Annotated in this window: 16 protein-coding genes; 11 read left to right on the top strand and 5 right to left on the bottom strand. The window is 65.9% G+C overall.

The window, feature by feature from the left end; genetic code table 11:
• The first annotated feature begins 30 nt into the window (after window positions 1–30).
• From Y958_RS07485 to Y958_RS07495, 3 genes are all read left to right on the top strand, one after another.
• Entirely contained in the window at window positions 31–501 is a 471-nt protein-coding gene (locus tag Y958_RS07485) for a VOC family protein (protein WP_088871501.1), read from the top strand.
• 34 nt (window positions 502–535) lie between these two features.
• Entirely contained in the window at window positions 536–1069 is a 534-nt protein-coding gene (locus Y958_RS07490; RefSeq protein WP_088871502.1) for an SRPBCC family protein, read from the top strand.
• A gap of 68 nt (window positions 1070–1137) precedes the next feature.
• The gene (locus Y958_RS07495) at window positions 1138–1689 is read left to right on the top strand and encodes a type 1 glutamine amidotransferase domain-containing protein (protein ID WP_088871503.1); all 552 of its coding nucleotides are present in this window, start codon (window positions 1138–1140) and stop codon (window positions 1687–1689) included.
• Between the two features lie 113 nt (window positions 1690–1802).
• On the opposite strand, the gene Y958_RS07500 is transcribed toward Y958_RS07495, so the two are convergent.
• Window positions 1803–2030 carry a hypothetical protein gene (locus tag Y958_RS07500; RefSeq protein ID WP_088871504.1) on the bottom strand — a complete coding sequence of 76 codons (228 nt, stop codon included), beginning with the start codon at window positions 2028–2030 and terminating at the stop codon, window positions 1803–1805.
• A 451-nt stretch (window positions 2031–2481) separates the two neighbouring features.
• Here Y958_RS07500 and Y958_RS07505 point away from each other — a divergent pair, with 451 nt between their 5' ends.
• The 4 genes from Y958_RS07505 to Y958_RS07520 all read left to right on the top strand — a co-directional run bounded on the left by Y958_RS07505 (window position 2482) and on the right by Y958_RS07520 (window position 4172).
• Window positions 2482–3060, top strand: a complete 579-nt coding sequence (locus tag Y958_RS07505; RefSeq protein WP_040850156.1) for a sigma-70 family RNA polymerase sigma factor — start codon at window positions 2482–2484, stop codon at window positions 3058–3060.
• A gap of 348 nt (window positions 3061–3408) precedes the next feature.
• Window positions 3409–3564, top strand: a complete 156-nt coding sequence (locus tag Y958_RS07510) for a DUF3309 family protein (protein ID WP_004274473.1) — start codon at window positions 3409–3411, stop codon at window positions 3562–3564.
• Between the two features lie 40 nt (window positions 3565–3604).
• On the top strand, window positions 3605–3895 hold the full coding sequence (locus tag Y958_RS07515; protein ID WP_004274472.1) for a hypothetical protein: 291 nt from the start codon (window positions 3605–3607) through the stop codon (window positions 3893–3895).
• 40 nt (window positions 3896–3935) lie between these two features.
• Window positions 3936–4172 (top strand): hypothetical protein, encoded by a 237-nt coding sequence (locus Y958_RS07520; RefSeq protein WP_088871505.1) that lies wholly within the window; start codon window positions 3936–3938, stop codon window positions 4170–4172.
• A 179-nt stretch (window positions 4173–4351) separates the two neighbouring features.
• On the opposite strand, the gene Y958_RS07525 is transcribed toward Y958_RS07520, so the two are convergent.
• Complete coding sequence (locus Y958_RS07525; protein ID WP_088871506.1) at window positions 4352–5731, bottom strand: ISNCY family transposase; 1380 nt, start codon at window positions 5729–5731, stop codon at window positions 4352–4354.
• 270 nt (window positions 5732–6001) lie between these two features.
• On the opposite strand from Y958_RS07525, the gene Y958_RS07530 reads away from it, so the two are divergent.
• Both Y958_RS07530 and Y958_RS07535 read left to right on the top strand, forming a co-directional pair.
• Entirely contained in the window at window positions 6002–6577 is a 576-nt protein-coding gene (locus Y958_RS07530; protein WP_186291110.1) for a helix-turn-helix transcriptional regulator, read from the top strand.
• Window positions 6578–6667: 90 nt separating this feature from the next.
• Window positions 6668–6880: a SlyX family protein gene (locus Y958_RS07535; RefSeq protein ID WP_088871508.1), complete on the top strand. Its 213-nt coding sequence runs from the start codon at window positions 6668–6670 to the stop codon at window positions 6878–6880.
• Between the two features lie 31 nt (window positions 6881–6911).
• Here Y958_RS07535 and Y958_RS07540 read toward each other — a convergent pair whose 3' ends face one another.
• Window positions 6912–7583 (bottom strand): CGNR zinc finger domain-containing protein, encoded by a 672-nt coding sequence (locus Y958_RS07540; RefSeq protein WP_088871509.1) that lies wholly within the window; start codon window positions 7581–7583, stop codon window positions 6912–6914.
• A 150-nt stretch (window positions 7584–7733) separates the two neighbouring features.
• On the opposite strand from Y958_RS07540, the gene Y958_RS07545 reads away from it, so the two are divergent.
• On the top strand, window positions 7734–8588 hold the full coding sequence (locus Y958_RS07545) for an alpha/beta fold hydrolase (RefSeq protein WP_088871510.1): 855 nt from the start codon (window positions 7734–7736) through the stop codon (window positions 8586–8588).
• 133 nt (window positions 8589–8721) lie between these two features.
• The gene (locus Y958_RS07550) at window positions 8722–9813 is read left to right on the top strand and encodes an NAD(P)H-dependent flavin oxidoreductase (protein ID WP_088871511.1); all 1092 of its coding nucleotides are present in this window, start codon (window positions 8722–8724) and stop codon (window positions 9811–9813) included.
• A 51-nt stretch (window positions 9814–9864) separates the two neighbouring features.
• Here Y958_RS07550 and Y958_RS07555 read toward each other — a convergent pair whose 3' ends face one another.
• Together Y958_RS07555 and Y958_RS07560 are read right to left on the bottom strand one after the other, a co-directional pair.
• A complete protein-coding gene (locus Y958_RS07555) occupies window positions 9865–10281 on the bottom strand; it encodes a hypothetical protein (RefSeq protein WP_088871512.1) in 417 nt (138 codons plus the stop codon).
• A 208-nt stretch (window positions 10282–10489) separates the two neighbouring features.
• The gene (locus Y958_RS07560; protein ID WP_088871513.1) at window positions 10490–13423 is read right to left on the bottom strand and encodes a TonB-dependent receptor; all 2934 of its coding nucleotides are present in this window, start codon (window positions 13421–13423) and stop codon (window positions 10490–10492) included.
• Window positions 13424–13735: the final 312 nt, after the last annotated feature.

A 13735-nucleotide genomic window follows, 5' to 3' on the forward strand; every position in this document is an offset into this window, starting at 1 on the left:
ACGGGCCCAACCAAACGGGAGAGCACAACCATGTCCGATACCGTTCAGCCCATTCAGCAGGGCGTCATCCCCCATCTGATGGTCGGCGACGCCAAGGCGGCGCTGGCCTTCTATGTCCAGGGCCTGGACGCGGAGGAGGTGTTCCGCATGCCGGCCCAGGACGGCGACCGCCTGCTGCACGCGGAGATCCGTGTGAACGGCGCCCGCCTGTTCCTGCGCGACGACTTTCCCGAATACCGGGCGGAGCACGGCGGCACCAGCGCCCCGCCGGATCTGCTGAAGGGCACCAGCGCGGTCCTGCACCTGGAGGTGCCCAACTGCGACGCCGCCATGGAACGGGCGGTGGCCGCCGGCGCCACGGTCACCATGCCGGCCATGGACGCCTTCTGGGGCGCCCGCTACGGCCAGGTGGCCGACCCCTTCGGCCATCTGTGGAGCTTCGCCCATCCGTTGGCGGCACCCGGTGAGCCGTGCCCGCTGGCCGCCGGCCAAGCCGGCTGATACCCGACACACGACAGCAGAAGGACCCGGCACCATGACCGAGACCCCCGAATTCCGCCTGTCCCGCCGCTTCGCCGCCAGCCCCTGCCTGCTGTGGTCAGCCTATACCGAGCCGGAGCGGCTGCGCCTGTGGTGGGGGCCCAAGGGTTTCACCTGGGTGCGCGGCGATCTGGACCTGCGGCCCGGCGGGACCTTCTTCTACGGCATGAAGCCGCCGGCGGGGGCCGGCGATTTCACCATGTGGGGCAAGTGGACCTTCCGCGACATCACGGCGCCCACACCATCGACGCCAGGCTTGATGTCCTTCCTCGTCTCCTTCACCGACGCCGATGGCACGCCGGTGCGCCATCCCATGAGCCCCACCTGGCCCCTGGAGATGCTGAGTACCACGGCCTTCATCGCGGACGAGGGCGGCACCCGCCTGGACTGTACCGCCGTGCCGGTCAACGCGACGGCGGAGGAGGAGGCGACCTTCGCCGCCGGGGCCGAGAGCATGCGCCAGGGCTGGGGCGGCACGCTGGACCAGTTGGACGATTATCTGGCGCGGGCGCAGGCGATGCCCCAATAGGCGGGGAACCGGTGGAGACGGGCAGGGGTTGTTCGGGCGATCCCCCCTCGGCAAAAGGAACGCCGGTTATGGCCGACATCCACGACGCCCGCATCCTGATCCTGGCCGCCAACGGCTTTGAGCAATCCGAACTGACCGTCCCCCGGGATGAGCTGCGCAAAGCCGGCGCCAAGGTCAACGTGGCCACCCCGGACGGCAAGCCCATCCGCGGCTGGAACCACACCGACTGGGGCGAGACGGTGGAGGCGGACCTGCGCATCGCCGACACCAAGGTGGAGGATTACCAGGCCATGGTTTTGCCCGGCGGCCAGATCAACCCCGATCTGCTGCGGGTGAACCCGGATGCCATGCGCCGCGTCACGGGCTTTCTGAATAGCGGCAAGGTGGTGGCCGCCATTTGTCACGGCCCTTGGCTGCTGGTGGAGGCCGACGCCCTGCGCGGCCGCCGTGTTACCTCTTACAAATCCATACGCAAGGACGTTGAGAACGCGGGCGGCGATTGGGTGGACGAAGAGGTGGTGGTAGACAACGGCGTCATCACCAGCCGTTCCCCGGACGACCTGCCGGCCTTCGTCGCCAAGATTATCGAGGAGGTGCGCGAGGGCCGGCACACGCGCTAAACTCCGCCCGGCATCCCAATTATGAAAAGGCCGGCCCCCGCGACGGGACCGGCCTTTCGATTTTCAGGCGCCGCCGGGGCGACGGCCACTGGGCCGCCGGAGCCACGGACGGCTTAATTCAGCAGGGTTTTCCCCTGCAAGTGGGCCAGCAGGGCATGGATCTCGGGCGGCAGGGGCTCGGCAACGGCGTCACAGAACATCTCCCGGATCCGTACATCCACCGCGTCTTGGACGATGTCGAAGGGGGTGGCATAGGCCGCCGCCGTGGAATATCCCGCCGCCACAACGGGCGTCAGAGCCGGAGTGCGCTGAAACTCAATGCTTTTCTGCCGCTTGGTCATGACATCCTTCCCAAAAGCCCGGGCCTATGCCCTTCGCACCATGACTAAAGCAGCCAGCGGCGGCTTTGTTCCACCGCGGCAACGGGATAGCCGCCCTTCCCGTGTAAGCCGGCCGGCAGGACACCGGGGCGATGGGTGTAGGGCAGGGGCCGGCCGGTACCGCAAAATTTCCCTTCCCCTCCTTTAAATATACTATCCCAGCGTTCATCAAAGCGGCATGCCGGATAATCGGATGGTCATAGTCCATCCGTTAAATAGACCGAATAAATACAGCGATAAACCTAGCGTTCTTCCCGAAATACGGAGAGACGCTGGCGGCGACGTTTGCTTATAGTAACCGTAGAAGACAGACGAATTCGGAGACTTACCGAACCCATTATCGCCTGCATCCACATGCGATTTCTTTAAGAAGAATAAAATCGCAGCGGGCTTTCACAAAAAGGTGTGACCCATGCCATCCGCTGAGACATCGCCCACCTTTCGTGACGAACTGGTCAAGCTGATCCCCGCCATGCGGGCCTTCGCACGGTCGCTGACCAACAACGCCGCCGACACCGACGACTTGGTGCAGGATGCCATCGTTCGCGCCTGGTCCCATGCGGGCCAGTTCACCCCAGGCACCAATTTACGCGCCTGGCTCTTCACCATCCTGCGCAACCGGTACTACTCCGTCGCCAAGCACCAGCAGCGCGAGGTGGGCGACCCGGACGGTGTTCATACCGCGCGGCTGACCATCAGCCCCGCGCAGGAATGGGGCATTGCCGGCCGCGAGCTGAAGGCGGCGCTGATGAAGCTGCCCGTGGAACAGCGCGAGGCGCTGGTCCTGGTGGGCGGTGCCGGCGCCAGCTATGAGGAGGCGGCCGAGATTTGCGGCTGCGCCCTGGGCACCATCAAAAGCCGCGTGAACCGTGGCCGGGCGCGGCTGGCCGACATCATGGGCATGGACCCAGGTGACACCGGCCTCGGCGCCCCCACCGGCATGGGCACCTCCAGCGCCTGGGATGCCAGCCATCCGGTGAGCAGCCACTGACGTAACGAAGCGAATCAATCACTTGGCATAAGGATTTAGGTGAAGTGCCTGACAGGAAACCTTGGTCACGGGACGCCAACCAGTGGAGACGCATGTCCACCCAATGGCTGGCGGCCCAGCGACACGCCCCCATCCGTCTGGCCGAGCGCCATGCGCATGCTGAACCGGTTGGGGACGGGGCCGGGGAGGGCGGTTGGACGCCCTCGCCGCGTCCAGCGCTTTCCCTAGAGGCCCTTTCCCTGGACGCCTTGGGGCCCCATCAAGCCCCGGCCCCCTCTATCGCCGCCTGACGGACCTGCCCACGGCAAGAAGGGCAAAAACAGTCCGTCCTTAACGGAGGATCACCCCATGCTCGGCACCATCCTGCTTGTTGTCCTGGTCCTGTTGCTGCTGGGGGCCATTCCCAGCTGGCCCTACAGCCGTGGCTGGGGCTATGGCCCCAGCGGCTTGTTGAGCATCGTGCTCATCGTCGTCCTGGTGCTGGTTCTGACAGGCAGGGTGTAGCCAGCCGGAGCTATCCTTAGGCCTTGAAAGGAGATGCATCATGACCGCTGTACATGAGGCCCTTCCGGACATCGACACGCTGCTGGGTGACGTGTCCCGGTATTTCGAGACGCCGCATGACCTGGTCGTCACCGACCGCCTGAACCGGGCGGAAAAGATCCTGCTGCTGCGCCATTGGGAACATGACCTGCAGTTGCTCATGGTGGCGAGCGAGGAGAACATGACCACCGACCTGCCACCGACGACGGCCCACCAATTGTCCGAGGTCAAGTCGGCCCTGGTGGCGCTGGGCGACGTATCCGAGCCGTCTGGGCCGGCCAAGGTCGGCTGACGCCGCCTTATCAAGGGCCTCATCAGGGAAGGATCATCCCATGGCCAACCGCAATGAAGGCGAGGGCAACCGCACCGCGACCCGCGCCTACGACAAACACGCCCGCGATTTCGTGGCAACGGGCCAGGTGGCGGAAAAGGCCCGCGAGGCGGCCGACGCCGTCGACGGCCCGGAAGGCCGCGACCTGGAACGGGCCGAGGCCCGCGGCAAAGCCCACGCCCGGGAAGAAGACAGGCTGCTGCGCCCCAGCGCTTCCAAGGACGCCGGCAGACACTGACAGCACCAGTCCCGAAAGCGAAGAAGGGCGCCGGTCATGCGGGCCGGCGCCCTTGGCCAACCGGAAGACTGACACTTCTACTTTGCACAGGCCTGACATTTTAACTTTGCGCCTACACCGCCTACATACGAATGTTTCAACCGGATAGAAGTGTCAGGGTGTCCCGCAAAGTAGAACTGTCAGTGCTGGGGGTGGGCGGGGAGCGGAGCCGAAGGCGCAGTGGACCGGCCACCCCCAGCACACAGTGACGTCGAGCCCCTCTTGCGACCCGGCTTTCCCCCCGTCTTGGCATAACCGATGCGCTCGCTATTGGTCTGCACCTGGGGCGCAAGCCTGGTGTCCTGCATCGTCCTGATCTCTGCCAGAACCGCCGACAGCCGCTTGTTCTCAACCACCGCCCCCGGGCTCACCCGCTGGGTCTTGTCGAACTCGGTGTAGGGCAGGGCAACGCCCTGCCAGCGGAACTCCACCCGCCCGTCGGCAAAGGCGTAGCTGTCCACATACTGCCCCACCAACCCCCGCGTCACCGCCGTCTCTTCCAGCATCACACGCCGGCGCTCATACGACAGCGTCAGCTGCCGCCCCACATACCGCCGCTCCCGCCAGCACAGGATGTCCCCCAACCGCTCAGCCAAGGCTCCTAGCGGTCGGTGCGCGTCCTCCGGCCGGGCAGGGACCACGGCAAACCGCGCGTTGAACCGCTCCATGAATCCGGGCAAAAAGGCGTTCCCCGCCGCCATGTCGCTGATCCCCGCCAGCCGCAACTCCTTCACCAGCCGGTCCTGCAGCGTCCGGTTCGCCCGCTCAACCCGCCCCTTCGCCTGGCTGGAGTTCGCGCACAGAATCTCGATCCCCAACTCCGCCAAGGCCCGACCGAACTGCGTCATCCCTTGCCCCGTCCGCGCCTCCGCCTTCGCCACCCGGAACACCGTGTGCTTGTCGGAGTAGAACGCCACCGGCCGCCCATGCCGCGTCACATACCCCTCCAGCGCCGCGAAGTAGCTGAACGCGCTCTCCGACGCCGCGAACCGCAGTTCCATCAACCGGCCCGTCGCATCGTCGATGAACACCAGCAGGCTGCACGGGCCCGCCCGGTCCTCAAACCACCGATGCTCGCTGCCATCGATCTGAACCAGTTCGCCCAAGCGCTCCCGGCGCAGGCGAGGGCGGTGGAACTGACGTCGCTGATGCCGCGACACCCACAACCCCGCCGCGGACATCCACCCCCGCAGCGTCTCCCGCGACACAGCCAGCCCATGACGCTCCGCCAACTGCTCCGCCGCCAGCGTCGGACCAAAATCCGCGTAATGCCGCTGCACCAGTTCCAGCGCCAACTCGCGCAACCCAGCACCCAGCTGACGGTTCGACGGCCGCCCTCGCGCCTGGTGCACGATGGCACCACCGCCGCCTGACCGATACCGGCCCAGCAACCGCCATACCTGACGCTCGCTCAAGCCCAGAACAGCCGCCGCTGACGACACCGTCAGCCGGCCGCCCACGACATCCGACAGCACCTCAACCCGACGAACATCCCGTTCGCTCATCACGACCCAGCCCACCGCAGCCTCCCACGTCGGACACAGCCAACCGGAAGACTGACAGTTCTACTTTGCACAGGCCTGACATTTTAACTTTGCGCCTACATACGAAAAAACCGATAAGGATAATTATGGAAATAAAGAGCTGAACTTTGCACAGTATGAACGTCGCGTCGTGGCGTTGGGCTCGCTACCGGCTGGCTACCGGCTTGCATCGATTTGCACTCATTTATTCGACAGCGCCCGACGAAGGTGTCGACAATGTCCCGGGATCAATCCGGGGATGAAATCATGCTGACCGTCGTACCGGGGCCCGCCACCGCTTGCGCGCGGCGCCGGGATGAGATTACTGCCTTGCTGCGCAACGCCTTGGTCCTCCTGGACAATGACGGCGCTGCCGCGGCCACCTGCCTGCAGCGGGCGGCGGACATGCTGCGCGACCTGACGGTCGATGCGCCGCCGCTTACGGGCGGCCTAGTGCCTTGGCAGGTGCGCCGGGTCGAAACGTATATCCATGACCATCTGGCGGCGCCCATCCGCATCCGTGACGTGGCGGTGCTGGTCCGCCTCAGCACCAGCTATTTCTCACGCGCCTTCCGCATCACCTTCGGTGTGCCCTTCACCCAATATGTCATCCACCAGCGCATGGAGCAGGCCAGGCACCTGATGACGACCACCGCGGAACCGCTCTCCCACATAGCGCTGACCTGCGGCTTGGCCGACCAGGCGCACCTGACGCGGCTGTTCCGGCAGACCATGGGGGTGACACCGGCGGCCTGGCGGCGACGCGCGCAGCAGGAATACCCTGATCAGCGCCCCCGTTCGCGGGCCGACGCGGCGGCTACCGGCGAGCCGCAGGCCGCCTGACCAGCCCATCCGGCGCCGGCAAAATAATCACGAGGGGTCCCGGGTCCCGTGGTGCTATAGAGGCGCCATCATCCCTTTAGGACCGTCCCCATGGATTCCGTCGAACAACGCCTTATCGACCTGGAGATGCGCATCACCCACCATGAACGCATGGCGGAGGAATTGTCGCAGGTGGTGGCGGACCAGGGCCAGATGATCGACATGCTGACCGCCCGCGTGCACCGGCTGCTGGCCCGCCTGCAGGAGGCGGAGGGCGGCTGGCGCCCCTCCCCCCAGGATGAAAAGCCGCCCCCACACTACTAGGACACATTACTAGGGCACTTTACCGGGGACGCTATGGACGCCTGGATCGGGCACGGTGCGCCGCGGCTTTGGCGCGATTGCCACAGACCGCCATGCTGCACCACCGCCGGACGTGGGCCTTGGTCCGGTCCAGGAACATCAGGGTGCAGTTGTGGGATTCACAGGCCTTCACCAAGTGAAAATCCGCCTGGGTGATCAGGTCCGCCATCGCCAGGGCGATAGGCTGTAACAATTGCTCCGGTGACGTCCAGCGGCGCACCCGGATCAGCGCCAGCCCGTTGGGCGCAACGCCGGGGGCGTGCACGTGATGATGCGGGTGGGGTGACCCGCCATCCGCCGGCAGCACCTGCATGCGGCTATCATCCTTGGCCAGTACCTGGTTCAGCGGCGCCAGCGCCGCGCTCGCGTCCGCCGCCGTCAGGGCCTGACCGGCATGGGCCGTCACCACACCCCGGAACCATTCCCGCAATTCCCGCGCCTGCACGGCCACCGCATCCAGCGTCGGCCTCGCCTGGGACCGGAAAAGCTGCACCACCGACGCCTCGATCGCCCCGGCCTGTTCAAGCCATGCCACCAGGTCGCGCCCATCGCGCAGCCATTCCACCGGATTTTCCGGCAGGGCCACGCTGTTCAGGAAATCCATCGCCAGATGGTCGCCGACGAACATCGGGGCGGGGCGGATGGCGGCCGTATCTGCATTCATCCCATTCAACTCCTCACCGGCGGACGGGCATGCCGGCATCGATCGTGCGATAGCAGTAACCTGAAAAAATTGAATTGACAAGTTACTGTCGGGCACCTTAACCGTTTAAATGAAATTTGAATGGTTACCAATTCCCCAGGAGAGCCCGTCATGACCCACCATCGTTCCGTCACCGTCGGCGCCCATGAAGTGTTCTATCGCGAGGCCGGCGACCGCACGAACCCGACGCTGCTGCTGTTGCACGGCTTCCCCAGTTCCTCCCACATGTTCCGTAATCTGATCCCGCTGCTGGCCGACCGCTTCCACATCGTGGCGCCGGATCTGCCCGGCTTCGGTTTCACCAAGTCGCCCCCGCGCGGCCAGTTCGATTACACCTTCGATGCCCTGGCCAAGGTGGTGGAGGGCTTCACCGACGCCCTGGACCTGACGCGTTACGCGATCTACGTCTTCGACTACGGTGCCCCCACCGGCTACCGCCTGGCCCTGAGCCGGCCGGAGCGGGTGATCGGCATCATCTCGCAGAACGGCAACGCCTATGAGGAAGGCCTGAGCGACGGCTGGAACCCCATCCAGGCTTATTGGCGGGCCCCCACGCAGGCCAACCGCGACGCCATCCGCAGCCTGCTGACCTTGGAGGCGACCAAGTGGCAGTACACCCACGGCGTCCCGGATGAGAGCACGGTGGCCCCGGAGTCCTATGTGCTGGACCATGCGTTGCTGAGCCGCCCGGGCAACGACGAAATCCAGTTGGACCTGTTCCTGGACTACGCCAGCAACGTCGCCCTCTACCCCGCCTTCCAGGCCTATTTCGCGGAAAAGCGGCCGCCGCTGCTGGCTGTCTGGGGCCGTAACGATCCCTTCTTCCTGCCGGCGGGTGCTGACGCCTATCGCCGGGACAACCCCAACGCCGAGGTGCATCTGCTGGACACCGGCCACTTCGCGCTGGAAACCCATGTGGCGGAGATCGCGGGCCACATCCGCCGCATCTTCGCGCCATTGTCTTGAGGATATCCCACCGATTTCGCCGCCAGCGGCCGCGTCATCCATGGCAAGCTGGCGGCGGAATCCATACATATCTGGGGACATGCCTGGGGCCCATATCCCGGGCATGTCGCCACCGACCGAGGGAGCCTGCCCCATGACCGCCTGGCCCGACCGCCGCATCCTGGATCTGTTCGGCATCGACCATCCCATCCTGCAGGCGCCCATGGCCAACGCCAGCACGCCGGCCATGGCGGTGGCGGTCAGCGCGGCGGGCGGGCTGGGCGCCCTGCCCGGCGCCCAATACACCCTGGACGGGCTGAAGGCCGCGGTGGCCGAGGTGCGGTACGGCACCAGCCGGCCCTTCAACCTCAACTTCTTCTGCCACACTCCGCCGGTGCCGGACCCGGCCCGCCTGATGGCATGGCGCGCCCGGCTGGCGCCCTATTATGTCGAGTTGGGCCTTGATCCCGCCGACACGCCACCGGTCGGCGGCCGCACGCCCTTCGACGCCGATTTCTGCGCCCTGATCGAGGAGGTGAAGCCGGCGGTGGTCAGCTTCCATTTCGGCCTGCCCGGCAAGCTGCTGGTCGAGCGGGTGAAGGCCACCGGCGCCAAGGTCATCGCCTCGGCCACCACGGTGGCGGAGGCGCGCTGGCTGGAACATCACGGCGTCGACGCCGTCATCGCCATGGGGCTGGAGGCCGGCGGCCACCGGGGCAACTTCCTGTCCGACGACATGGCGACGCAAGTCGGCACCTTCGCCCTGGTACCTCAGGTGGCGGACGCCGTCTCGGTCCCCGTCATCGCCACCGGCGGCATCGCGGACGCGCGCGGCATCGTGGCCGCGCTGGCGCTGGGCGCCTCCGCCGTGCAGATCGGCACAGCCTATCTGTTCTGTCCGGAGATCAAGATTCCCGAGGTGCACCGCCAGGCGCTGGAAAGCGCCACGGATGACGGCACCGCCCTGACCAACCTGTTCACCGGCCGCCCCGCGCGTGGCCTCATCAACCGCCTGATGCGCGAGGTCGGCCCCCTGTCCGACGCGCCGACCGCCTTCCCCACCGCCGGCGGCGCCCTCGCCCCCTTGCGCGCCAGGGCCGAGGCGGCCGGATCCGGCGATTTCACCAACCAGTGGGCCGGCCAGGCGGCGCGCCTGGGCCGCGCCCTGCCCGCCGGCGACCTGACGCGGGCGCTGGCGGCGGAGGCGCTGGCCCGCCCGGGCGCCCACCAGATCAGCGACCGCTGAGCGTCAGCGGGGCCGTCAAGCTGAGCGCCAGCGGGGCTGTCAAGACGACCGTCAGCGGCACGTCAGGACGTGGTCCTGGTTGATCTTGCAGGGGTGGAGCAGGCTGCCCAGGTAGCGCTGATCCAGCGTCGTGCCGGTGTTCATCTCCGGCAGGCGCAGGTATTTGTCCTCCTTATCCGCGCCCAGATACGTTTCCATGTGATTGAAACGCCAGGCCTCCGCCTCCTCCCGCAGGAACTGTTCCTGTTCCAATGGATCGGGCAGGACGAAATGCGGCGCCTGGATGATGAATTCGGGGGTGGACGGTTCCGGTGGCCTAGGTGCCGGCGTCGGTTGCGGGCCGGCCTTGGGCACCGCGGGCGTCAGGGTGATTTGCGGCGGCATTGAGGGCTGGGATTGCGCCAGGACGGGGTCCGCCATGAACGGCAGCAGGACAACCGCGAAATACCGCCACTGCGCACGCCGCATGCCCCGCCCCATCCGCCGCCCATTCTTATGGTCAGTGGACCATGGCGGCCGGTCCCGCACAACCTATGGCGCGCCGGCCGCAAAGAAAACGCGCGCCGAACGGGTGCCGGCGCGCGTCAGGGAGGTGGAACACAAATGAAGGGTCTCATGAGGCTGGGGGAAAGAACCGGGGCGCCGCCTCACCCGCCGCCCGGCTTTTAAAAAGCGCTCAGTATTTGAAGGAGAAGCCGGCCTCATAGATGCGGCCGGTGCAGTTGTAGTAGTTCAGGCGGTTGACCGAGCCGACGTACTGGTCATTGCACTCGTTCGTCAGGTTGATGGCATTGAACATGAAAGTCAGGCGCTCATTGACGGCGTAGGAGGACGCGAAGTCCACGTTCATGGTGGAATTGGTGCCTTCCACGTCGTTGCCATTGCGGCCCGGCACCTGGGTCAGGTAGCCGCTGCGGTAGGCGGCGGAGATGCGGGCGCTGAACACCTTATCGTCGTAATAGAGCGTGCCGTTGTAGGCGTTCTTCGACAGGCCCACCAGGTCGGCCAGGGTGGTGGTGGTCGATGTCGCCGCCAGCAGGTAATTGATGCGGCTTTGCACGTAGGTGTAGTTCAGCAGGATGCCGAAATTGCTCCAGAAGTCCGGCAGGAAGCTGAACGGCTGCTGGAAGTTCACCTCCAGGCCCTTCAGGTCGCCGCCTTTGGTGTTCACCGGCGTGCTGAAGGTGAACACCTCGCTGCCGGTCAGGCCCGTGCCGTTCAGCAGGCTGAGCGGCAGGCCGGAGCTGTTGTAGACCTTGTTTTCGCTCAAGGTCTGCACGTAGCTGTTGATGTCCTTGTAGAACAGGCCCAGCGAGATCAGGGCGCCCGGCTGGTAGTAATATTCGAAGGACAGGTCGGCGGTATTGGCGCGGATGGGCTTCAGGTACGGGTTGCCCGAGGTCACCGTACGGTTGGTGCCGGCCACGTTGACGCTGCCGCCGGGGTTCAGGCCGCTGAGGTCGTTGCGCACCATCACCTTGGCCAAGCCCAGGCGCACCAGGAAGTCATCCGTGACGTCGCCCACCAGGTTCATCGACGGCAACACATCATGATAGTCCGTGCCCACGGTCACCCAGGTGGGCGTGCTGCCCACCGCCTGGTAGCCGGACGAGTTCTGGTCAGTGGTGACGAAGCGCACGCCGATGTCGCCGCGGATGGGCAGGCCCAGCCGGTCGGTCTTGAAATTGGCCTGGGCGTAGCCGCCGTAGTCCTTCTCCTCCACCGCGTAATTGCTGCCCAGCGAGCCGGTGCCCGTCTGGCTGACGGAGAAGGTGCCGGTCTTGCTGTAGATGTTCAGCGCGTTGGCGAAGGCGTCGATGTCGGCCACCAGCCAGTTGGTGGGCGTGCCCGCCGGGGCGAAGCCGCCAACACCGCCGCCGATCTTGGTCAGGCTGGCCAGGCTGACACCGGCCGGCAGATTGGGAACGGCGATTTCCGAGGCGCGGGTCTTGTTGTAGGTGGAGAAGGTGAAGTCCTTGAACTGGAAACCGGCCTTCAGCGTCAGCTCGTTGCTGATGTCGTATTCGAAATCCAGGTCGCCGTTGCCGTAGGTATTCTGGGTGCCGTTGGGCCGCAGGCGGATGTTGGACAGGCCGTTCACCAGCTTCCAGTTCGCCGGGTCGGTGACATCGAAGCCGTAGGACAGGACCGGCAGGCGGCTGTTGGCGCGGTAGTCGTAGGAATAGCCGTTGCTGCCGGTGCGATCCAGGGTGATGGTCGTCTGCACCGGGTTGTTGAAGGCGGAGACGGAGTAGCCGCCCAGCGCGTTCATGCGGAAGCTGGGGGAGAAGCTGTGCTTGATGTTCAGCGTTTCCTGGCCGAACTGCGTGCTGAGCACGTCGTAGCGCGCCTCCGACCGGATGCCGACATTGTTGAAGGTGCCGGCGATCAGGTTGCCGTTGGCGTCCAGGGTGCCCGAGGCGATCTGCATGACCGGCTTGCCGGTGACGATGCTGCCCACCGTGGTGCGCGCCTGGCTGAAGCTGATGGCCTCCAGGTCGTTTTCCGAGCGGGTGCCCCACAGGTCGGAGAACACGCCGTCCAAGCTGATCTCGGTGTCTTCGTCCGGCTTCCACTGCAGCGAGGTCACCAGGCCGGCCCGGCTCTGGTTGTAGTCATAGACGCTGTAGCGCGGGATGCGCGGCATGAAGACGTTGGGGCCGTTGACGGCGGACAGCGAAGACGGCGCCGTGATACCGCCGTTATAGCTGCCCGAGGCGTTTGAGGCGTTGGACGCCCAACGCGTGGTCTCGGAGCTGAGCTGCTGCGTGTCGCGCTTGGAATAGGACAGGCCCACCAGGAAGCCCAGCTTGCCGTCGGCGAAGGTATCGCTGACCAGCACGGCGCCGTTGGGCTCCTTGCTCTTGTTCTGGTCGTTGTAAGTGGCCTTGCCATTGATGGCCAGCTTGAAGCCACCGAAGTCCAGCGGGTGGGGCGTCGACAAATCCACGCCGGCGCCCAGCGAGCCCTCCTCCTGATCCGCGGACTGCGTCTTGTGGACGGTCAGGTTGCTGAACAGGTCGGAACCGAAGACGTTGAAGTCGAAGGCGCGGGAGCGGTTGTTGCCGCCCTGGGCGTCGGAACTGCCGGTGGTGGCGATGGCGTCCATGCCGTTGATGCGCACGCGGGTGAAGGCCGGGCCCAGGCCGCGCACGGAAATCTGCCGCCCCTCGCCCGCGTCGCGGGTGATGGCGATGCCGGGGATGCGTTGCAGGGATTCGGCCAGGTTCTTGTCGGGGAACTTGGCGATGTCTTCCGCCACGATGCTGTCGACCACGCCCGAGCTTTCACGCTTGGCCTGCAGGGCCACGTTCAGGCTGCGGCGGAAGCCGGAAACGATGATTTCCTCCAGCCCATCGCCGCCGCCCGGAGCCGCCGCTTCACCTTGGGGCGCCGACTGCGGCGCCTGGATCGCCTGGTCGGCCGGCGCGCGCGCCTGGTCCATGCCCTGGTCCACGCCCTGGCCCACTGGCGCCGCGGGTTGCCCCGCCGCCTGGTCGGCGGCATGGGCCACACCGGTTCCCCCCGCTGCCAAGGCCAGCAACAACGCCACCTGGGACACGCGGGTGGACAATGTGTGGCGCCGCGTCCGGCTCACGCTCTTGAGCATTTGACGTAATCCTCCGTTCAACCTTGTTGTTTTGCTTTGCCGGCCCGTGTGCCCGGGGAAGCACCGGCCGGTTGTTCCCCCGGCCCGGAGTGTTCCCAGAAAAACCAGACGTTGTCGCCTGGTCATGCCACCCGTCCGACCTCCCCGTCCGTCCAGCCCGTTATTGGGACCGGTGTCATTTTTAATCCGCAGACAATGACCGGCTCCGGGCCCGCCGTGAACGACCGCCGTCAGGCGACGTCAGTGCCGCGCCAACAGCCGGCGGAACCCCTGATATCCAGATCGTGTGTTTCGAAAAATCGATCGGGCGCG

The sequence above is a fragment of the Nitrospirillum viridazoti CBAmc genome (assembly GCF_000730165.1).
GTDB classification, from domain to species: Bacteria; Pseudomonadota; Alphaproteobacteria; order Azospirillales; family Azospirillaceae; genus Nitrospirillum; species Nitrospirillum viridazoti.